Raw genomic sequence first — 21,760 nt, 5'->3', positions numbered from 1 at the left:
TTCGCGCTCGCTGACGCGGATACTTCCACCCGGTCACCTATAGTGGACATGGTGACCGGATACCAGTACTTCTTGACCTACAGCCGATAAATGGCTACTGTCTGCTGCAACTTCTGGCCAATGCATGCAGGTCCTGCGCTGCCCGTTCGGCCTGGCGGGTCGAAGCTAATGCCTGCGTGGTAGCCTGCCGGATATTCGCCATCGCCTGCCCAATCTGCTCCATACCTACCATCTGTTGCTGGGCAGCGGCAGCCATCTGGATATTGGCCTGGGCACCGTTTTCCACCTCACGCGCAATGCGGTGAATAATCTGCCCGGCCTGAGCGGCAAGGGTGACACCTTGCTCAACCCCCTTGGCACCCTCTTCAGTCACCATCACTGCTGCGTTGGTCGCTTTCTGGATTTCGGCCAGAATATCACGTACTTGTTGAGCAGCCGCCTTCGAGCGTTCAGCCAGTTCACGCACATGTTGAGCGACGACAGCAAAACTCTTACCTTGCTCACCGGCACGGGCGGCCTCGATAGCTGCATTCAGGGCCAGCAGATTGCTTTGATCGGCAAGTTCGCTCACCGTAGTCATGATGACGCCAATCGCCTGCGTTTGCTCGGCCAGACCGAGAATGGTCTGCGCAATCGTTTCCACGCGACTGCGAATCTGGTTCATCCCATTGATCGTGTTTTCAACCGCCTGAGCACCCTGGCGGGCAATCTCAAGTGCATTCTGGCTATCGTTAGCGACCTGCGTCGCCTGTTTTGCCGTCTGCACCGAAATCGCTTTCACTTCATCAATGGTAGTTGCGGTTTGCGTGAGAGCAGCCGACTGTTCTGCTGCCGACGAAGCCTGCTGCGTGGTAGCAGCCAGAATTTCAGCCGCCGTGGTGGAAATATCGGTATTGGCCCGTTGTACCTGAGCAGCAATTGTCCGCAATCCATCAACCATCGCGTTCAGTTGTTGACCGAGCAGCGACAGATCATCATTGTTGTTAGAGACTTTCAGCCGCACAGTAAGGTTGCCACGGGCAATCTCTTCAGCAAACGCGCTGTATTCGCGCACCATTTGCTCAAGATAATCTTTCGCCACCTTCGTCGCACTGGCCGCACGGAGTTCTTCATTCGCCCGTTGTTGCTCTTCCAGTTGGCGACGAATAGTCTCGGCCATCTGCCGGAACGCTGTTGCCAGCCGTCCAACTTCATCCCGCCCTTCAGGGAGGTCATAATGATCATGTATTCGCCCACTGGCCATTTGGAGAGATGCCTGTGTAACACCCTTCAGACGATGATCGATATTACCGGCGATAACTAAAGTGAGCAGTGTGCCGAGAATAATAGTGACTCCTGGCCCACCAATTAAAACCATCTGTAGACTTTGCAGACTTTGCGCTGATGATTCCGAGAATTGATTGAGCAGCGCTTCCTCAGAACTCACCAATTGGCCCATTATCTGACTGATGCGGGTGAAACTTTCGTGCCCGGCACGACTGGCCACGCCCTGAATCACCTCCTCAAGTTGTGCTTCATTCCGGTTCACAGCGTAACGCAGATTGATCAAAGGCTCAGCAACCTGGGTTTTCCATTTTTCAAGCTCGCGATCCACTTCTTCAAGTAATACATAAAACTCAGAATCACGTGGTACATCCCGTCGCATCTCACCGTACACCGCCAGATAGAGCTGTTTGCCACTTTCATACTTCTCCAGAAACACCGGATCGCCGGTGATCAGAAAGCCTCGTTCACCCGACTCCATCATGTGCATACTGGTTTCAAGCTGGCGGGTGTGGACGATAATACTGTATGAACTTCTTACTTCTTGTTCGCGCTCGTTGGTGCTGAACAGCGATTGATACGCCACTACTGAGACGATCATGATGCCAACAAAGAGCAATGCCACGAGCAGCAATATTTTGTTGCGGAGGCTAATCTGATTGAGGAATGACATACCCGCATCCTTTCGCTGATTTATCCATGACTGGATAACATCAGGACCTGTGATACAACATTGAGCAGTTCATAGGGCACATCATCTTTGAAGAGATAATCATCAGCCCCTAAATCGAGTGCACGTTGCACACTGTCTATCCGGTCACGATGGGTCAGCATCACAACCGGAATCTTTTTGGTCTGCTGATCACGCTTCAAACGGCTCAGTACCTGAAATCCATCCAGTGCCGGTAAGTCAATATCAAGCAAGATCATGCGTGGTGATTGCGTACAGGCAGTCCGCCATCCGGTCAGACCGTCAGGCGCCACCTGCACCTGATAACCGGCTCGCTCCAGCATCAAGCGAAAATTGAGCGCCTGACTAGGGCTATCCTCGATGAGCAGGATATCGAAATCGGTCATAGACTTCTCCTTCAGGATCTAATGATCGCCGGTGGTCAGGCGTGGGTCATGTAAGAGCGCTACCGGATCAAGGTGGATCACCATTGCCTCGTCTATTCCGCGTATCCAATTGACATCGTTTCCGGCCAGCATCGCCGGTGTCGGTTGCAGAACTCCGGTATGGCGGTGCATGTCGAGCACCTGATCAACTAACAAGGCTGCTTCAACCGCACCTGCACTGATAACGAGCAGGTGCATGGGTTCACGCGGAGGAGAGGGGGTGAGGCCGAGCAGTGGGCGCAGATCAATGCACGCTAGTAAGCGCCCCCGCACGTTTACCAGACCGAGAATTGCCGGTGGCACCCCAGGAAGTGACGCAACCGGGGTAAAGCGGAGTACTTCGCGGGCAGTGCTGGCCGGGATACTGTAAGTTTCCGCACCAACCAGGAAGTGAAGCGTGAGTTCACCTTCAACGCTACTGACTCGCTGCTGTACGGCGGCTAAGGCTTTAGCTCGGGTGCGAAGGACCTCGCGGGTGGCGGGATCGGCGAAGAGTTCATCGAGGTCCATAGGTGGCTCCTTTGCCAGCGCCATGGGGCAGGGATGTGCCGGCGAGATACGTCTTAGTTTTATTGGTTACAATCTTACAGTTTTTTCAGCAACTATTGGGTTATGGAGCATAACCCTTATTGCTGAATCAGCATACCAGCCACTGCGAACCCAATTATTACGATACATCAATTTTTGGCAAAACAGAGAGTGAACTATCGAACAACGATACCATTACCATCGATCACTTCACCGATCTCCCACAGCGGTTGCCCAACTTCAGCACAGAGTGCCTGCAAGGCAGCAGCGGCGTGTGGCGGTGCAGCGATCAACAATCCGCCAGAGGTTTGCGGATCGGCCAGCAGTAGTTGATAGACGGGGGGAACAGTAGGGGCAAAGGTGGTAAATGAAGTAGCAAATTCAAGGTTACGGCGCAAGCCGCCAGGGATCGTCCCGGCTTCTGCGTAAGCAAGTGCGCCTGGCAGGAGCGGTACGGCGTCGGCTGTGATATGCAGCGCCACCTTGCTCTGGCGAGCGATCTCGCCGGCGTGGCCGAGTAACCCATAGCCGGTGACATCCGTTGCGGCGTGGATGTCAACCCGGCTCATCAGTTCGGCGACCTGGCGATTGAGCGTTACCATCGAACCAATAGCAGTTGCGAGATCGGCAGCGGCGGCGACATCACGTTTGGCTGCCGTCGTGATCACACCGGTACCGAGCGGCTTACTGATCAACAGCCGATCACCCGCTTGGGCACCAGCTTTCGTGATGATCCGTCGTGGATCAATCGTACCGGTCACGCAGAGACCATACTTCGGCTCGCGGTCGCTCACGGTATGACCACCCACAACCGCGACCCCGGCTTCGGCCGCCTTGTCAATACCCCCCTGCAAAATCGCCGACATCACTGCCTGATCGAGGTCATCGGGGAAAGCAGCGATGGCCAGCGCAAGCAATGGCTTCCCTCCCATTGCGTAGACATCGCTCAGGGCATTGGCAGCGGCGATAGCGCCATAGGTGTACGGATCATCAACGATGGGCGGAAAGAAATCAACTGTCTGTACCAGGGCGGTATCGCTATTCAATTGATAGACTGCCGCGTCGTCACCCTCGGCCAGACCGACCAACACCTGAGCCTGGGGTGGAATACGGAGCGTCGCCAGCATCGTCGTCAGGGCACCCGGCCCCAACTTCGCTGCTCAGCCGGCGCAGGCAGCCAGGGTTGTCAAGCGAATCTGTTCGCGTTTGTTCATAGTTTGAGTCTCAGCAACAGTTATCGGTTCATTTGTATTATAGCGTATCAGTGTCAGGCAGCACTGCTACCTGTGACCGCAACATGGCAGCGTTTCCCCAACAGTAGTGATCGTTTTGAGAATGCTCCCGCTTCTAGCGGGTCAGTGTGGGGCGATACGAGGTAGGAGATAGGAGCGAGAAGATAGGCGAGAGGGAGGTAGCGTGGTTGAAGCGCGGCACTTCCTGCCCCACGGATCGAGGATGGAGCGAACATACCGGCCCACTCACCTGCTGCCGTGTCAGCAAGGTACCAGCACGGCTCGCAACGCTCCCCTCTCCCGCCGGGCGGGAGAGGGGCCGGGGGTGCGGTCATTCAGCCCATCGCCAGGCCCTTTACTCAAGAGTACTGGCGTAGTCTTCACGCCACACGCCGGCTATTTCATGATCCTGACGTTCCCATTCCGCGTTGATTGTTTGACCCGGCGGTGATTGAGCGCGAAGGCGATCCCCTCTTGCAGCGTAGCTTTGGTCACTATATTCCCCAGATCAACACCGATATACACCATCGTCTGCGCAATCTCTGGTCGAATCCCGGTAATCACGACCTGGGCACCCAACATCCCTGCTGCCTGGGCAGTACGCAGCAGTGCTCCGGCTACCTGGGTGTCTACCACCTTGACGCCGGTAATGTCGATAATCGCTATCGACGCCCGGTATTCAGCTACGCCATGAAGCAGTGATTCCATCACGAGCTGGGCACGGCTTGAGTCGATAGCCCCGATAAGTGGCATCGCCACGACTCCTTCAGCAATCGGCAATAATGGCGTACTCAGTTCGTGCAAAATCGCTTGCTGTGCTGCAATGATCTGCTCTTGCATTGCAATGGTCTGACGTTCGCGCTCAGCCTGACGCTGCTCGGTAATGTCACGGATCACGACCAGGACATCATTCCCGCTCAGCGTCAGACGCCCCTCGTAGTCGCGTATCTGATCACCGACCGGCAATTGATATTCGTAGCGTTGCATTTTACCGGTGCGCTTCAGTGCTTCCAGGTTACGTGCCGTCAAATCGGCCAGTTCTGGGGGTAGTACCTCGGCAAAGTGCTGATTGAGAAATTGTTCTGGTGGAACAGCAAGAGCTATTTCATTAGTGTGATAATCAAGAAAAACGCCATCTGGCGTCATGAGCAAGATGAGATCAGGAATCGCCTGCAAGAGTGCGCGCTGGCGCTGTTCACTGGCCCTCAGCCGCTCTGCTGACTTTAATTCTTCAGTAATATCGTGGTTGATCAGGCCATAACCGGTGATCGTACCCTGACGATTCCGTAATACCGGCAACGATATATATGCGGTAATCACCGAACCATCGCTGTGCATATACCGTAACCTGGCATGAGGATTGCTGCCGATCATCGCTTGCTGAACGATGGTTGCAATCTGCGAACGGTCATCAGGATGCACAAGATCGACCCACGATTGTCCAACCAGATCGCGCTTGCCTAACATTGTCGAACAGGCCGGGTTGACGTAGGTGATTGTCAACTGCGGATCGAGCAGCGCAATCCCATCAGGGGCATTCTCGACGAGCAAGAGCAACGTTCGCCGCTCTTGTTCTTTCTGTTGCTGTTCGGTAATATCTTCGTAAAAGCCAATGATACCGGCAACCTGTTGATTGCGGATCAGAGGGACTTTGCCGGTTCGCAACCAGATGGAACTGCCATCACCACGAACAAGGGTCTCTTCGATATTCAGTCGTGGCCCAGAGGTCAGCACGACCTGATCGTGGGCCTGATAGGCGGCTGCCTTATCTCGCCACGGCAGATCAAAGTCGGTTTTGCCAATGATCTCGGCAAAGGTATTGAGACCGGCATCCTGCAGGACACGCCGATTACAACCCAGAAAGCGTGACTCTTTGTCTTTCCAGAAGATGCCCAAAGGAAGATTATCGATCACGTTGTAGAGAATTTCGCGTTTTTCGTACAATTTATCGCGCAATTGATGAAGTGCCGAAATATCCTGGCCAATGGATGTGAAACCGGTCAGGTTGCCATTGTCGTCATAGTGGACGACGATTGACCAGAGGAATGCATAAACGGTACCATCACGGTGAATCACCCGATTTTCGATCTCTGCTGAGCGTTGCTGCCGGTTGATGAGTTCGATCATCGTCTGCTGAAGTGTTTCGCGATCATCGGGGTGGGTAAAGGCTAGAACCGATTTCCCAATACATTCCTCTGGTGCGTAGCCGAAGTAGCGGTGGGTAGCCTGGTTGATATAGGTGATGTTCCCTTGCGCATCTGACTCGGTAAGGATCAGGCCGGCAAATTCAAGAACTCTGGCAAAATGTTCGAGGTAGTGAGGCGGAAGGGAAGGCGATGAACTCGATTGATGTGTCATATCGATAGCTCCTGCATTGTCTGGTTGTTACGAAGCGGTATAGTAAAGCAGGATAGTTTGGTTTTGCATCTGTGCTTTTCAGCGCATATCATGCAGAACCTGAGCGTGTGGTGGGTTGGGCAACAGCGTGAAACAGGGAACGTTTGCATCGTGTCGCCTGTTAAATCGACTGCATCGAGCAGGGAGGCTTAGCTTCTCTTGTCAGAATGATACGCATTCCTTGCCTCAAGGTTTACCCAATTTTACCACTTTTTAACGAATGTGTGGTACGATTTGGTAGCTCGACGATGGTTGGGATGCCTGTTGTCCGTCCTTTTCAGCAAGAGCAGATATTCAAGCCCTCATCTCAAGTCTGGTTTATAGATAACCTATACTATGAGCCAACCACGTGAATCTGACTGCCAGGATGGACAGCACGACGCTACGCACAACAACGTGCTCGGTCACGCCTCACGATAGCAACGCCGGTTATGCCCGGCCTCTGTGTCCTCCGTGCCTCTGTGGTGACAAAGGTAGTAACTTTGGTTATCATACGCTGCCAGCGCACACCAGCACCACCAATCCTGTCACGCATATCCACACCTGGAGACACCTCAATGCACACTTCTTCATAAAAATCCCCTGCTCCTCCCCCATAAGGGTTGAGAAGCAGGGGCAGGTGATCAATCACCGCTCCCAGGTCTCACACAACGCGCAACAAACCCCCACACCCACTCAGCACACCACTCTCTTCTCCCCTCCCCTATTTCCTCTCTCCTATATCCTATTTCCTCCCCCCATATCTCAAGCCTCAGAACCGCGGATGCGTCTCAAGCTGCTGCACCAGCGCCTCGAACAGATCGCTCTCAGTGATGATGCCGATCACACGCTTATTTTCGTCAATCACCGGTAAACCGCCGATCTTGTTCTCGATCATCAACAATGCCGCCTCGCGCAGACCGGTCTCTGGAGTAACCGCAATTGGGTCTTCGGTCATGACCTCGTAGACCTTTACATTGCGCAGGGCCTGGGCAATATCAACCGGATCGAGGCCGGCGACTCGCATAATATCAGCCCCGCGAATGTCACCCTGCGTGATAATACCGCGCAATTCACCCGTATCAACCACCACCGGTAGCCGCCGGATGTCGTGCTCGCGCATTAGTGCCAGCGCTTCGCTAAGTGGCGCAGCCAGGTTGATGGTGATAGCCGGTGTGCGCATCCAGTAGCGAATCTCCTGTTCGACCGGAACGGTCGTTTTTGTTTTGTTCGTCATGGTGCGCCTCCTTGCGCTGATAAACTGGATGTCTGTAGTTGTGATCTTAGCACAAGAACGGCTCTTTTGAAGAGGATTTCTTTCCCTTGCGTAGTGATGATCTGTCAACCAGATGGTAAAGAATGACGTTGCAATCACCGGGGATGTATCCGCCGCAACGTATTCCAACCACGGCTGAAGGTGGTACAATACCTCTGCCGAATGGTGGTCTGCTTGCAGTTGTTGTTCAGCCTGGACTATAGCAAGACAGGTTGAAGGGTCGCTGAGATGTCGCTTGCATGAAACCAGAAAGGGCGTACCCGTGAGCCGGTTGCGTTGGCTGGTATTGGTGATGATAGGTCTGTTGGCCGGGTGTGGTTCTGCACCCGTCAATCAGCCTGCACCAACACCGACCACCCTGATCGCAATTCCCCTGGCCGAGGTACCGGCCCCAACCCCGACTGCCACCTATCTGATGTTGCCGTTGGTCGGCGCCGCTGACACCGCAGCTCAGACGCCGCCCCTGTTACCGTATCGGGTTGTTGCGTCCTATCCCCACGATCCGCACGCATGGACCCAGGGGCTGATCGTTGCCGAGTCGGGCCGACTGTTTGAAGGAACCGGCGACTATGCCAATTCGTCGCTCCGCGAAGTGGCTCTGGAGACCGGTCAGGTATTGCGCAGCGTTGGCCTCGGCGATCCGGCCCTCTACGGGGAAGGGATTGCCCGGATTGGTGATCGCATCTTTCAACTGACCTGGCAGAACCAGCGTGGACTGATCTATGATGTTGCCACCTTCAACCAGATCGGTTCATTCATCTATCCGGTGCCGCCGGCAACTATACCGCGTGAAGGCTGGGGCTTAACCTACGACGGCTCGTCGCTGATTATGAGTGATGGCACAGCGACGCTCTACTTTATCGATCCGGAAGCGACGGTCGCGACGGGCCAGCTTGCGATCGAGCGCACAATCACAGTAAGAATTGGCGATCAACCACGTGACCGCTTAAATGAGCTGGAGTATATCAACGGCGCGATCTTCGCTAATGTGTGGTACAGCGACCAGATTGTACGCATCGATCCAAACACCGGTCAGGTTACCGGTATTCTCGATCTGAGTGGATTACTCTCGCCAAGCGAGCGCGCTGCCGCCGACGTGCTGAACGGGATTGCTTACGATCCAGAGCGTGGGTTGATCTACGTCACCGGCAAATACTGGCCGCGTTTGTTCGCCATCGCGCTTGAACAGACAATGTATCTTCCGCTGATCTCTAATTCTGAAGGTCAGTAACAGGTATCCGTGCCCAGTAGGGCCTCAACAGACAGGAGTTGATCATGACCACAGCAAGTGGCCTCCAGTACGTCGAAATTCAGGCCGGCGATGGCGAGCAGCCGCAACCCGGTGCGATTGTCGCCGTTCACTATCGCGGGATGCTGGCCGATGGCAGTGTGTTTGATAGTTCGTATGAGCGTGGTGAGCCGATCCGCTTTCCCCTCGGCGTCGGGATGGTCATTCCCGGCTGGGATGAGGGGATTGGGATGATGCGGGTTGGTGGCAAGGCGCGACTGATTATTCCGCCCCATCTCGGTTATGGGGCGATGGGGTATCCGCCGGTTATTCCACCGAACGCGACCCTGACCTTCGATGTTGAGCTGGTCGAGGTCTTGCCTGGCCCACCGGAAGCGCCGCAAGACTTGCCGGCTGATCAGTACACGACCAGTGCCAGTGGCCTGCAATACGCCGATTTAACGGTTGGTGATGGGGCAACCGCAATGGCCGGTCGCACCGTGACCGTCCACTACACCGGCTGGCTCACCGACGGCAGTATGTTCGATAGCTCGCTCAGCCGAGGGGAACCGTTTGTCTTTCCGCTCGGTGCCGGACGAGTCATTCGCGGCTGGGATGAGGGGGTTGCCGGTATGCGGGTTGGCGGGCGCCGTCAGTTAATTATTCCGGCAGCTTTGGCCTACGGCAATCGCGGAGCGGGTGGTGTGATCCCGCCAGGAGCAACTCTGATCTTTGAAGTGGAGCTGTTGGAGGTGCGTTGATGCGGATTGAGGCCATCGAATTGCGACGGATCCGGTTGCCATACCGGGCGCCCTTCGAGACGAGCGGCTGGCGGGAAGAGGCCAATCATTCGGTGATTGTGACCCTGCACAGCGAGGGGGCAGTGGGCTGGGGCGAAGCTCCGGTTGGCGTGGGGCCGTGGTACAACGAAGAGACGCAATCCACCGCCTGGGTGATGATGCGCGAGATTCTGGCCCCGATGCTGTTGGGGCGTGATCTGAGCCGACCAGAGGAGGTAGATACCATCTTCACCCGTGTGCGCGGCAACCGCATGGCACGGGCCGGTCTCGAGTTCGCTGCATGGGACTTGTTCGGGCGCGCACAGGGCAAAAGCCTGAGTGCCATGCTTGGCGGTACCCGGCAACGGGTGGAAGTTGGTGTCAGTGTCGGTGTTCAGGAGTCGATAGAGGTGTTGCTTGATGTGGTCGCCGGCTACGTCAATGCCGGTTACCAACGGGTGAAACTCAAGATCAAACCGGGCTGGGATGTCGAGCCGACACGGGCTGTGCGCGAGCGCTGGCCTGATCTGCGCTTGCAGGTTGATGCCAACAGCATCTACACCCTCGATCAGGCCGACCAGTTGGCCCGGCTCGACGAGTTTGATCTGTTGTTGATCGAGCAGCCACTGGCGCATGATGACATCATCGATCACGCCAAACTTCAGCGGCTGCTCCACACGCCGATTTGTCTCGATGAGAGTATTGTCTCGCCAGATCATGCCCGCTGGGCAATTGAGTTGGAAGCCTGTGGCGTGATCAATATCAAACCGTCGCGGGTTGGTGGTTTTACGGCTGCCCGACGGATTCACGATCTGGCGCAGGCCGCCGGCATCCCGGTCTGGTGCGGCGGAATGCTCGAAACCGGCATCGGGCGAGCTGCTAACGTCGGGCTGGCCAGCCTGCCCAACTTTAGTCTGCCCGGCGACATCAGCGCGAATGATCGCTACTTCCACCAGGACATTGTGACCAACCCGTTTACGCTCAATCCCGACAGTACGCTCAGTGTCCCAACCGGGCCGGGAAGTGGGGCTGAAGTCGATCTGGAACGTCTGGCGGCAGTCACGACTGATTATGTCATGCTGCGTGCGTAGCAGCGTATGTAACACATGATGGAACAGCGTCCAATTCAATGGCTGGTGAGCGGCGTGGTGGCGCTCGTGATAATTGGTCTGCTCGTGTTCGTCAACAGCGGCTGGCACAGCTCAACGCCAGCCGCCACACCTGTTGCCGTCGAGCCATGGCCAACCCTGCCACCAACCTTTACCCCCTTGCCACCAACCCAGGCAGCGGCTGCTCCGACACTCATTCCGCTGCCCGATCTACGCCGGATCGATCCGTCAATCGAGCTGGCGATCAAATTCCCAGTCACAACCGTCACCACGGTGAGCGGAGCACAGAGCTTTTTTGGCCGTGATGAGATCACGCTCAAAGTGACCGCCGAAGTTCGCCTGGCCGTTGATCTGAGCCAGGCCCAGATTCGGCGTGATGGTAATACCCTGTTGATCCGATTACCGCGAGCCACTGTTTCCGGCGAACCCAATCCGATAGAGATCGAGGTAATCGGCGAGTCGCGTCGCTGGATCGGCAGTCAGATCACAGCAGCCCAAAATCAGGCCCTGGCCCAGGCCCGTGCCGACATCAAACAGCGGGTTGCCGGTGATCAAGGGTTGATCAGCATTGCCAGCGAAGTTGCCTACCGCCGTCTCGAACGCTGGCTGATCGATGATCTCGGCTTTAGCCGCGTTGTTATCGAACCGCTCACCCCATAGCGTGAGGTGGATGCATCTATGCGCACATTGAAACTGATCTGGAACGGACTCGCCATTGCTGCGGTGCTTTTTCTGATCTGGAGTGTTGCTCAGGCGTTCCAGAATCCATCTGCGCCGCAGGCTACCACCACCACCACTGTGGGGCCGCAGATTATAGAGGCCGTGCGGCGCGTGAATAAGCAGATCTTTATCGAGCACTACGCCGGTGTGGAAATACGTCATCTCGATGCACCGGGTGGCTGGGCAGCGTTTTTGCGCAATCTAGGCGTGCGTCAGGAATTTCTGGTACTGATCCGGGGCCGGGTTCCCGCCGGTATCGATCTGAGTCAACTGCGCCCCGAAGATGTCTGGGTGAGCAGCGATGGCCGTCGGGTACAGATCACCCTACCGCCACCACAGGTCTTCACCGATCAGGTTACCCTCGATCTGGCTAATAGTCGGATCATCGAGAATACCGATTTCTGTCCCGGCTTCATCTGCCCGCGCACCGAACTCGAACAATTCTTTCAATCCGTTGACGCCGAGGCAAAAGCCGCACTGGTAGACGCTGCTATCGAGTCGGGCATTTTGTCACAGGCCGCTCGCGATGCCGAAGCCTACTACACCCAATTCCTCAACAGCCTGGGCATCGCCGAAGTGCGGGTCATCGTGCGCGGGTATAGTGCGCCGTAGCGGAGGTTGGGAAGGGAGGGCTAAGTTAGAAGAAAACATCATGGGCAGGTACTGCAACATGCTTCCTCTACGTTTCCAACCGATTCATTTCCAAAAAGTCTTCCACCTTATTAAAAGCGTTGAAAAACAGCGGTGTCCCGGCAAATGAGAGTGGTGAGACCGGGCCAATTGTCATAAATGAATACTCCCGGCTACCTGTATCGAATGACGAATGCGGATCTCTGAACAACTGATAAAGATCAAGCGCTTTACTTCGGCCACCAACTAGCTCACTCAAGGCTTTGAATTCAGCCCCCATACCCAGACCGAACCCAAAGAAAAAGATGCGTAACTGCTCCAGAATTTCGCGATGCAAACTGGAGAGGGTCTGACTAATAAACATCCACCCTAATCCGTACTTGCGCGTAGTACGGGCGGCATCGACCAGGATGTTCCGTATTGTTCGTTGTTCATCGCTATCTGGATTTTCACGGGGTGCCATGCGGTGAGCTTCATCAATCAGTACCAGAGTATTAAGACTACGGTTCTGCCTGTAGGCATATTCTGCTGCTGTACGAACACCTTCCAACAGCCGTTTGATCACCAATGCCTGAATTGTCTCATTCCAGAACAATTGGGTGTTCTGAGGCTGAGGTATATTGTTATCAAACATTGGCCCTAGACTGTTGGTCGTTTGAGTTGCCTGTTCCACTGACAGGTCGATCACAACTAGAGGTCGTCGTGCCTGGTCCAGATTAAATAATCCTGTCAGTAATGACTCAACTTTGCGAGCTTTTGATCGATCCTCTCGAAAAAGCCTTGTTACCGGAAGCCAGTAACTTTGGAAGAATAAATCTTCGTCAGCTTGACTGTACACAGACTGGAACCGTGCACGTGATCCCTCGCTACGGTAGAAGACCTTTTGGACATTTTCATCGCCGAGAATGGACCAGGCAAGTTTGAAAGACTCTCGCGTATGCAAATCTTTTAATGCAACTTTTGTGCGCTGCAAACGATCAGATAGCATCCCTGCGACTAACTGTCGATTTTCACCTTTCGGTATGCTCAGTTGTTCAAAAAATGGTGACTCATAGAGAATCTGAGCAAATAATTCCCACCGATCCAACACCAGATCCTGTACACCGTAGAGCTGTGTGAATTTTCCCAATCTGTTCAGTACTGATTTCATCGGTAAATGAAATCCACCGGGCACGGCTTCCCCTCTAACTTCTTTGGCAAATTCTCCCTGGGGATCAATAACCAGCATTGCCATCTGCGGATAACGAGCATACGCCAGCAAGATCATCTTAGCCAGTACTGACTTACCAGAGCCAGTCTTACCGAAGATACCTAGATGGTAGGCTTCGCCAGCACCTTGTGGGCCACTGCCAAAATGTTTGAACCACAGTGGCAGAAGTGGTTTTGAGCCGTAAACATGGCCCAGGTAGAAAAGCTGATCTCGATAGGGCGAGAGCAACTCGGACAACACTTCGTCGTTCGCAAGACAGATTGGCGTACCAGTAGACGGAACTGTGCCCAGAATACTGGGACGATAACCATTCGGACCTGCGGCAAACACTGCACTAATAGTCATTTCGCCAAGATGCGTATCCTGGCGCTCGCTAATGGTATCTATACTCCCGCGTTGGCGGATCAGGCTACGCATCGTAGGATCTTCGTGCCAGACATTACGCATACTTACCTCGGTGATCTGACCAAGCGCGTAATGAGGCAGGCCATCCTGGTCATAGCGGAAAAGTGCCAGTTCTCCAACGAGCTTCTTGCCGGCAGCTCTGGCCAGAATATCCAGGGCTAACTCGCTCGTGGATGATGGTGATCCGATGACACCAATGCGTTCCGCCTTGTCTACCAGTTCATTAAGGCTCGTTGACATAGATCATACTCCTGACTCAGTACGATAACCATGCAGGCCAAAAAAAATATCGTCAACGTCCCCCTGATATGTCTCTGCGATATGCTGACTGGTAACCTGCCGAAAGGTGGGGATAGCCTTCGGTAAATGCTTGACCATCCGATCTGCCAGATAAAGGGGAAATGGTTCCATAACCGCTGGTGCACCGCATTGATGGCGTACACCGTGCAATACCATTGCCAGACGTGCCGTATTTTGGGCTACAGCGCGACTCATCTCTAAGCGGAGGGCTGGTAACCACGGATAGGGTCGATAGTAGATAACTTGAATCTCGCCAAGTGCCGAAACGACCTGATCAGCTATATTCGCAATTGTTCGACTACCGGTGACTGCAAGCGGCTCGGTGTTGAGATGCCAGGGTTCGGATGGTTGCTGCAACGCGCTGGGCATAGTGTATTCGCCTGGCTCTAGCAGAAAGCTCAGAAGTCCGCGATCATCGTGAGAGTCCGGCCAGCCCATCACTCGCCCAATCTCTCGCCTCGTCGTGTACTTGGGAACCGCCAGCCAGCACCGATCACTACGGTTTGAGGAAAGTACGATTAGATAGGCTTCTAACATTGAGGATGCACGTTCGAGAAAGTGCATTGTGGTTTGCAGGTGGGGAATTTCACGACTTTTATTGAGTGCCTGATTAAAGTAGATAAGAGGCGTCGTGAGCGATCCATCGAGAAAGACGATCTCGTGCGGGGCACGTGACGCCAGTTCCAGCTCCATACCAATCATAAGAGCACGTAACACAGTACTTGTTTCAGCCTCGTGGGCCTCTGTTTCTACCCAAACCTGATGCCGGGGTTCGGGCCAGTGACGTGCTTCCGAAGGTGGCGTTAGGCCTTCAACCGCCACCGCAGCGGCTGCAACCAGATCACTGGTCAGGAGCCGTTCTACTGCATAAGAACCATCAATGCCGCAGGTTGTAGGAATAGGAACATAGGGAACTTCTGCGTCGCGGCGCAGCATACCCGCACGTTTTAGCCCTTCTCGCCATTCGTCACGCCGTGCACGCACCTGCTCGAAATCGTACAATAATTTCTGACCGAGATTCTCGGTACGCTTGAGCATTTCATCTACGAGTGCAGACGGCAGCTCACCGAAGGGTCGTTCTGCAGACTCAGTCATGGCTCAACCTTTTCCTGATCAGCCAGTAACAGATTTCTGATTTCCTCTCTGCGCCACTCTTTCCAGCCATTCACACGCTTTGATCGTGGTAAGAGCCAGCGTTCTCGCCACCAAGTAACGAGATCAGAGAATGGCAAATGACGGTACTTCGGCTCGGTATCAAGACCTTCCATGTATGACTCAAGATTATCTACCAGACGAAAAAGAAATACTTCTCGTTTAACACCGTGCCGGAGGAGGTCGCCAGAAAAGCCTAACCGGTTCAATGCCCTGACCATTGTTTGCCATTTCCGGCGTGGTCCCGTACCAAAACCGCCGTATGTCGAAATCCCCTGCTGTTCCAAAAATGCTCGAAAGAGAGGGTACAGTTCCATCAAGTGGAATGTGCCATAGCCTTCCGTATAGCCGAGTGACTCAGCGATAACAGAGCCGTTAAATCGGAGCCGGTTATATAGACTGCTTCGTCCAAAGGCACTGGTCGTTGTCAGAGCAACCAGATGGGGAGGCAAGATACGCCGTTCCATCTCGGTTGTTCGTCCAGAATATTTCCGCCAGTACATCTGGCGAATTTCGTTTGAAGCCGCTACTAATGCAATCAGTTTCCCACCTAACAGGCGATCATACGGTGGTACCGCGCCTAACGTTTGGATGTCCATCGTCTGATTCACCATCTCAGTCTTCCTACCGGGCGGATAACAAAACAAGCGGTCTCGTGCCGGGAAGCTGAGTGGTGGCGACTGTAGTGCCAGAAGGCCGATCAATTTACCGTTGGACCGATCCATGATTAAACAACGCAAGCGACGACCATAACCCTTCGAGAACGGTAGTGACCAGAGGAAGCGGGCCATACGAAAGAGATTGTGATGTTGCGTTTCAGTTACTTCAATCAACACAGGATCGATGTGCTCGGGAATTACTTCATCACCATTGGCGAAAAAGCGAAGATATTTGGGCAGGTTTCGATTAAGCCATTCTTTCCTGGAAGCGATTTCTAGTTGAACCGCTGGCTCGTGTATCTGTCGCAAACCCTCCTTGTCCAGCACTGAAGGGTAATCGATACTATCCGCCGTTACCACAAAGCCAGCTTCTTGTAGCTTGCGTAGCACCAGTTCAGCCAATTCTGCCCCATTCACACGAAAAGTCCTATGGTACTGATATATTCTTCATACTTTTCAGTAGCATAGCCGGGAATATCAGGCATGTCAAGTACATTCTATAATCTATAATCATCATCGATATGATATAATTGCATGCACATAAACTATGTGTATTGCCATCTTGCTATTTAGTGGGGGATGACTGAAGAAACAATACTTCTGGGAATATATCGAGTACGTATCACCTGTAGGAAACCCTCTGCAAACCGCATCTAGAAGTAACATAACACGACACCCGTGGCAAATCCGCGATACCTTTCTTATCACCCCGTTACGAAGAATCTACTCTCACAAGGCCATGCATCGTGATACAAGCCAATGAACGTTAATCACATACCAAATCCTGCTTTCAGCACGACCGCAATGAACGGACATCAGAACCTCACCCCTTCACATCCCCCCGCCAGCGGAAGATCAAAATAAACTGGTGCATCTGATTGGCCACGAAGGCATACGGGTAACCAAACGGATACAGCCGCTGACTCTGGTCGTGCCATATCCGATAACCACGATACTCAAGTCCCGGTATCTGGCGCAGGGCAATCACCAGATCGGCGTGGAGCATGTTGTGATGCTCAGGGGTCGGTTGCAGGTCTTTGGCAAAGATCACCAGATACCCACCGGGCCGCAACACCTGAAGCGCAGCGATGAGGATGGTGCATAGTTCACCGATAAACTCGTGGTATGGCAGATTGCCCAAATCCGCCGCTGATGTTGTGAACGGCGTGGGATCGGGGCGACCGCGTTTGCGCCGCTCGCCGGTTTTCGGGCGCGTCATCATCGCCGCGTATGGCGGATCGGTCAGAATCAGATCAAACGGTCGCTCCCGCACCTCCGGTAGTTCGAGCAGATTACGGGCATCACCAACCACATAGGTTTGCGGTGCAATCTGTAGCTCGGCACAAACTGCCTGGTAGATGGTCGCATATTCGGTTGAAAGATCGATACCGACTGCCGTGCGACCCTCCAGCGAACTGGCGATTAGCGTACCACCAACCCCGGCAAACGGATCGAGCACGTGACCGTGCTGGCGGGTGAAGAAGCGAATAAGTTCGGCCATGAGTTGGGGCGGTTTGGGCGAGGGGTGCTGACGACGGAGATGGTGGGCAAAGCTCTCCGGTCCGCGGGTCGGATACGCAGTGCTAATGACAGAGCGCAACGCATACGTCCACTCCCGTGCATCGAGGTCGTTGAGCCGGTTACGGGGATCGTGTTCGCTGCTCATGGCGTTCTGCTCTACATCTGCACGGTGTCATGATTCGGTCCGGCGCAGGAATGGGTAACGTAGAAGGTGGCCGTCCCTACCCTGGCCACCTTCCCGGCCTGCTTCCGCCTACGAATGACGGGCAGCCATTGCCTCGGCGAAGCGGGCAAAGAGATAGGTTGCATCGTGTGGCCCTGGCCCTGCTTCGGGGTGGTACTGCACACTGAAGCACTGCAATTCAGGATAATCAAAACCCTCCAGGGTCTGATCATTCAGGTTGATATGGGTCAAAACAACACCTGCCGGCAACGAGTCGGGATCGACGGCAAACCCATGATTCTGCGAGGTGATCTCAACCCGACCGGTGGGCAGATAGCGCACCGGGTGGTTTGCTCCATGATGACCGAAAGGTAGTTTGTAGGTGCGCCCGCCGAGGGCCAGCCCCATCAATTGGTGTCCAAGACAGATACCGAAGACTGGAAGTTTACCGAGCAACGAGCGCAGCGTGGCCACGGCATAGGTCGCCGCTGCCGGATCGCCCGGCCCATTCGAGAAGAAGATACCGTCGGGTTGGAGAGCCAGCGCATCTTCGGGTGGGGTGGTGGCCGGTACCACCGTCACCCGACAGCCATGATCGACAAGGCGGCGCAAAATGGTGCGCTTGAGGCCGAAGTCGTAAGCGACAACGTGGTATCGCAGCTCTTGCACCGGGCCGTTCGGGTAGGGCGGGGTAAACGGCACACTGTTGGTAGCCCAGTGGTACGGTTCGGGACAGGTCACCACTTGCGTTAAATCCGACCCTTCCATTGACGGTGCTGCCCGACACTTCGCGAGTAACGACTCTATCGACTCACCGGTTGTGGAGATAATGCCACGCATCGCCCCGGCGGTACGGATATGGCGGGTGAGAGCACGGGTATCAACATCGCTAATCGCCACAATCCCATAGTCACGCAGCAGTTGGGCGAGACTGCCACGCGCACGCCACGAGCTGTAGTGTTCGCTGTAGCTGCGCACAATAAAACCGGCAACCTGCGGCTGGATCGACTCCGGATCAAAATCGTTGACGCCGGTGTTCCCGATGTGCGGTGCTGTCATGGTGACCAGTTGACCGCAGTACGAGGGATCGGTCAAAATCTCTTGATAGCCGGTCATGCCGGTGTGAAAGACAACTTCACCAACACGCTCACCCGGAGCACCGAACGACCGCCCGGGAAAGACGCGACCATCTTCTAAGACAAGCACTGCATCCATTGTCTGTTGTACTCTCATTGTGAGACGCGGCGCGATTCTTGCCGCCTATCAAACTATCTGGCGTATTGTAACATAGAAGTTACGTTGTTCGTCGGATCGTTGCCATTCGGGCAATGCATTATGTCTTGTATCCACTGTGGTGGTATTTCACCACAGAGACACGGAGAACATAGCAAATACTCCATACTATACCTCTGTGACTCTGTGGTGCAACTCACCAATCCGTGCTCTTACGGTAGACCCATACCCTGGTGGTAAACCACAGAGACACGGAGTACACAGAGCATTTCATCCTCTGTGCCTCTGTGGTGATACCCAAAAAGGCAGTCGAAGCTGGTAAGATACACACCATGCATATTGTGCAATTCTACAAAGACTACCCACCGATCCAGGGCGGCATCGAAAATCATCTCCAGTCGTTGAGCGAAGCGCTGGCTGCGCGTGGGCATCGGGTAACGGTCGTCTTTGCCGCACCAGGGCGGCGCGGCTGGCGGACACAGCGCAACGGTGTCGATCTGGTGGCAACCCCACGCCAGCTAACCCTGGCCCGTGCGCCGATCAGTCTCCCCCTCCTCTGGCAGGTACCACGCCTGTGCCCCGATCTGATCCACTTTCACCACCCCTACCCGTTTGGCGATCTGTCCCTCCTGACCGTGCAATCGCCGCTGGTCGTCACCTACCACAGCGATATTGTGCGGCAACGAGTACTGGGAACGCTGACCGCACCCCTGATCGCGCACACCCTGCGCCGGGCTGCCCGGATTATTGCCACCAGCCCGTTTTTGGTGCGTTCATCACCATGGCTTCAGCGTCACCGAGATCGCGTTCGGGTAGTGCCCTTCGGTGTACCACCGCTGCCGTTGCCCGATCCACCCCTGGTGGCGACACTTCGCCGGCGCTTTCCCGGCCCCAATGCGTTGTTCGTAGGGCGTCTGCGCTACTACAAGGGTGTTGATCGCCTGATCCGTGCCCTGGCCCTGCTACCCTTTGGACACGCGATTATTGCCGGCGGCGATGCGACAGTACGCGGTGTTGATATCATCCGCCTGGCCACTGAATTGGGCATTCACCATCGTGTGCATGTGTTGGGAGAGGTTGATCAGGCGACGTTGCGTGCTCTCTACGCGCTGGCCGATGTGCTGGTATTGCCTTCAGTAGCGCGCAGTGAGGCGTTTGGGATTGTGCAGATCGAGGCTCAACTGGCCGGCTTACCGGTCATCTGCACCGAACTGGGAACCGGTACCAGCTACGTAACGGTGCACCGGCGTACCGGCCTGGTAGTACCGCCAGACGATCCACCGGCGCTGGCCGCAGCGCTGGCCGAACTCTGGCGTAACCCGGAGCGGGCGCGGGCGTTCGGACTGGCCGGACGCGAACGCGCCGTCACCGAATTTCAGTTCGCGGATATGGTAACGCGCATCGAGCAGGTGTACGCTGAGGCGCTGACAGTATCACCCTGAAATGACAGTGCTATAATGACTGCCTGAACCGCTTTTGTACAATCGGAGCAGCTCATGGAACGTTTTGCAGCTTACGTGGAAAGCCAGCGCTCGCGCTTTCTGGCTGAATTGGCCGACATTGTACGTATCCCCTCGGTAGCTGCCCAAAACCGTGGCATCGCCGAGACGGCAACCTTTGTCGAACAGCGCTTGCGCCGGTTAGGCGCCGAAACCCGCATCTTGCAGGCTGATGGCGGCAACCCGATGGTCTACGCCACGATTGGTAACGGCTCGCGCACCCTGCTCATCTACAACCACTACGATGTTCAGCCGGCTGAACCGCTTGAATTGTGGCAGAGTCCGCCCTTTGAATTGACCGAACGTGACGGTAAGCTCTACGGACGTGGTGTTGCCGACAACAAGGGCAACCTGATGCTGCGTATTCAGGCGATTGAGGCATGGCTGGCGACTGAAGGCGAATTGCCGATCCGCATTATCTTCGCGATTGAAGGCGAAGAAGAGGTTAGCTCGCGCACCTTACCGGCGGTCTGTCGCGAATATGCCGATCTCCTCCGCGCTGATGGCTGCCTCTGGGAGACAGGCGGGGTTGACATCAACGAACGACCGGTCGTGACCTGTGGCGCCAAAGGTATTCAATACGTCGAACTGGTGGCCCGTGGCGCCAGCTACGATCTCCACTCGTCGTATGCGACCTTTGTACCAAACCCGGCCTGGCGATTGACCTGGGCACTCAACACGCTCAAAGGCCCCGATGGTCGGGTGCGCATCCCTGGCTTCTACGACCGTGTCCGGTCCCCCTCAGCCGCCGATCTGGCCGCTCTGACCACCATCCCAACCAATGACGAAGAATTATTGGCCGATGTTGGTCTGGATGAATTTCTTGATGGTCTGCGCGGCCTGGATCGTCTGCGCCGCCATCTGTTTGAACCAACCTGTACGATTTGTGGGTTGGTGAGTGGTTATACCGGCGAAGGCAGCAAAACCGTACTGCCCAACGAAGCACGCGCCAAGATCGACTTTCGCCTGGTACCGGATATGGAGCCGGCTGAGGTATTACACCAGTTACGCCAGCATCTCGACGCCGAGGGCTTTGCGGACATCGAGATTATTGATTTGGGTGGGGAACATCCGGCCCGTGGGCCGCTCGATGCAGCGATTGTCCAGGCGGCGCTCGCCTCAGCCCGCGAGGTCTACGGCAGTGAACCCATCCTCTACCCCACCATGGCCGGTACCGGGCCGGTCTACCCACTGTGTACAGCCCTGGGCACACCCGTCGCCAGTGGTGCCGGCTGTGGTTATCACGGCACGCGCGTTCACTCCCCGAACGAGAACATCCGGCTTACCGACTACTGGCGTGCTATCCATTGGATGGGGAGTCTGATCCGACATTTCGCCGGGTAATAATCTCTACCGCTCCA

18 protein-coding genes are annotated in these 21,760 nt (G+C 55.1%); 7 read left to right on the top strand and 11 right to left on the bottom strand.

Annotated features, from left to right (window positions below):
* Positions 1–94: 94 nt before the first annotated feature.
* The 6 genes from VAE57_RS11180 to VAE57_RS11155 all read right to left on the bottom strand — a co-directional run bounded on the left by VAE57_RS11180 (position 95) and on the right by VAE57_RS11155 (position 7,752).
* The gene (locus tag VAE57_RS11180) at positions 95–1,936 is read right to left on the bottom strand and encodes a methyl-accepting chemotaxis protein (RefSeq protein ID WP_322821961.1); all 1,842 of its coding nucleotides are present in this window, start codon (positions 1,934–1,936) and stop codon (positions 95–97) included.
* A 20-nt stretch (positions 1,937–1,956) separates the two neighbouring features.
* Positions 1,957–2,340: a response regulator gene (locus tag VAE57_RS11175; RefSeq protein ID WP_322821960.1), complete on the bottom strand. Its 384-nt coding sequence runs from the start codon at positions 2,338–2,340 to the stop codon at positions 1,957–1,959.
* Between the two features lie 18 nt (positions 2,341–2,358).
* A complete protein-coding gene (locus tag VAE57_RS11170; protein ID WP_322821959.1) occupies positions 2,359–2,889 on the bottom strand; it encodes a chemotaxis protein CheW in 531 nt (176 codons plus the stop codon).
* Between the two features lie 194 nt (positions 2,890–3,083).
* Positions 3,084–4,121: a selenide, water dikinase SelD gene (gene selD, locus VAE57_RS11165; protein WP_322821958.1), complete on the bottom strand. Its 1,038-nt coding sequence runs from the start codon at positions 4,119–4,121 to the stop codon at positions 3,084–3,086.
* 414 nt (positions 4,122–4,535) lie between these two features.
* The gene (locus VAE57_RS11160; protein WP_322821957.1) at positions 4,536–6,497 is read right to left on the bottom strand and encodes a PAS domain S-box protein; all 1,962 of its coding nucleotides are present in this window, start codon (positions 6,495–6,497) and stop codon (positions 4,536–4,538) included.
* Between the two features lie 790 nt (positions 6,498–7,287).
* On the bottom strand, positions 7,288–7,752 hold the full coding sequence (locus VAE57_RS11155) for a CBS domain-containing protein (protein ID WP_322821956.1): 465 nt from the start codon (positions 7,750–7,752) through the stop codon (positions 7,288–7,290).
* Positions 7,753–8,053: 301 nt separating this feature from the next.
* Between VAE57_RS11155 and VAE57_RS11150 the strand changes: the two genes are divergently transcribed.
* Genes VAE57_RS11150 through VAE57_RS11130 form a run of 5 tightly spaced genes read left to right on the top strand, consistent with a single transcriptional unit; the run spans position 8,054 to position 12,239 of the window.
* The gene (locus VAE57_RS11150) at positions 8,054–9,022 is read left to right on the top strand and encodes a glutaminyl-peptide cyclotransferase (RefSeq protein ID WP_322821955.1); all 969 of its coding nucleotides are present in this window, start codon (positions 8,054–8,056) and stop codon (positions 9,020–9,022) included.
* A gap of 44 nt (positions 9,023–9,066) precedes the next feature.
* Positions 9,067–9,780 carry an FKBP-type peptidyl-prolyl cis-trans isomerase gene (locus VAE57_RS11145; protein WP_322821954.1) on the top strand — a complete coding sequence of 238 codons (714 nt, stop codon included), beginning with the start codon at positions 9,067–9,069 and terminating at the stop codon, positions 9,778–9,780.
* The gene (gene menC, locus VAE57_RS11140) at positions 9,780–10,889 is read left to right on the top strand and encodes an o-succinylbenzoate synthase (protein WP_322821953.1); all 1,110 of its coding nucleotides are present in this window, start codon (positions 9,780–9,782) and stop codon (positions 10,887–10,889) included. Before VAE57_RS11145 ends, menC begins: the two co-directional genes overlap by 1 nt.
* An 18-nt stretch (positions 10,890–10,907) precedes the next feature.
* Entirely contained in the window at positions 10,908–11,567 is a 660-nt protein-coding gene (locus tag VAE57_RS11135) for a DUF4230 domain-containing protein (protein WP_322821952.1), read from the top strand.
* Between the two features lie 18 nt (positions 11,568–11,585).
* Positions 11,586–12,239 (top strand): DUF4230 domain-containing protein, encoded by a 654-nt coding sequence (locus tag VAE57_RS11130; protein WP_322821951.1) that lies wholly within the window; start codon positions 11,586–11,588, stop codon positions 12,237–12,239.
* Between the two features lie 67 nt (positions 12,240–12,306).
* On the opposite strand, the gene VAE57_RS11125 is transcribed toward VAE57_RS11130, so the two are convergent.
* From VAE57_RS11125 to carA, 5 genes are all read right to left on the bottom strand, one after another.
* Positions 12,307–14,112, bottom strand: coding sequence for an ATP-binding protein (locus VAE57_RS11125; RefSeq protein WP_322821950.1), 1,806 nt, complete (start codon positions 14,110–14,112; stop codon positions 12,307–12,309).
* Between the two features lie 3 nt (positions 14,113–14,115).
* Positions 14,116–15,267, bottom strand: a complete 1,152-nt coding sequence (locus VAE57_RS11120; protein ID WP_322821949.1) for a DNA double-strand break repair nuclease NurA — start codon at positions 15,265–15,267, stop codon at positions 14,116–14,118.
* A complete protein-coding gene (locus tag VAE57_RS11115; RefSeq protein WP_322821948.1) occupies positions 15,264–16,400 on the bottom strand; it encodes a Druantia anti-phage system protein DruA in 1,137 nt (378 codons plus the stop codon). The genes VAE57_RS11120 and VAE57_RS11115 overlap by 4 nt, the downstream gene beginning before the upstream one ends.
* 406 nt (positions 16,401–16,806) lie before the next feature.
* On the bottom strand, positions 16,807–17,649 hold the full coding sequence (locus VAE57_RS11110; RefSeq protein ID WP_322821947.1) for a TRM11 family SAM-dependent methyltransferase: 843 nt from the start codon (positions 17,647–17,649) through the stop codon (positions 16,807–16,809).
* Positions 17,650–17,757: 108 nt separating this feature from the next.
* Positions 17,758–18,882 (bottom strand): glutamine-hydrolyzing carbamoyl-phosphate synthase small subunit, encoded by a 1,125-nt coding sequence (gene carA, locus VAE57_RS11105; RefSeq protein WP_322821946.1) that lies wholly within the window; start codon positions 18,880–18,882, stop codon positions 17,758–17,760.
* Between the two features lie 350 nt (positions 18,883–19,232).
* Between carA and VAE57_RS11100 the strand changes: the two genes are divergently transcribed.
* On the top strand, positions 19,233–20,342 hold the full coding sequence (locus VAE57_RS11100) for a glycosyltransferase (RefSeq protein WP_322821945.1): 1,110 nt from the start codon (positions 19,233–19,235) through the stop codon (positions 20,340–20,342).
* A 54-nt stretch (positions 20,343–20,396) separates the two neighbouring features.
* A complete protein-coding gene (locus VAE57_RS11095; RefSeq protein ID WP_322821944.1) occupies positions 20,397–21,743 on the top strand; it encodes a M20 family metallopeptidase in 1,347 nt (448 codons plus the stop codon).
* The last annotated feature ends 17 nt before the right edge of the window (positions 21,744–21,760 follow it).

Source organism: Chloroflexus sp. (assembly GCF_034434295.1).
Taxonomy (GTDB): Bacteria; Chloroflexota; Chloroflexia; order Chloroflexales; family Chloroflexaceae; genus Chloroflexus.
This window is presented reverse-complemented; position numbering and strand designations above follow the sequence as displayed.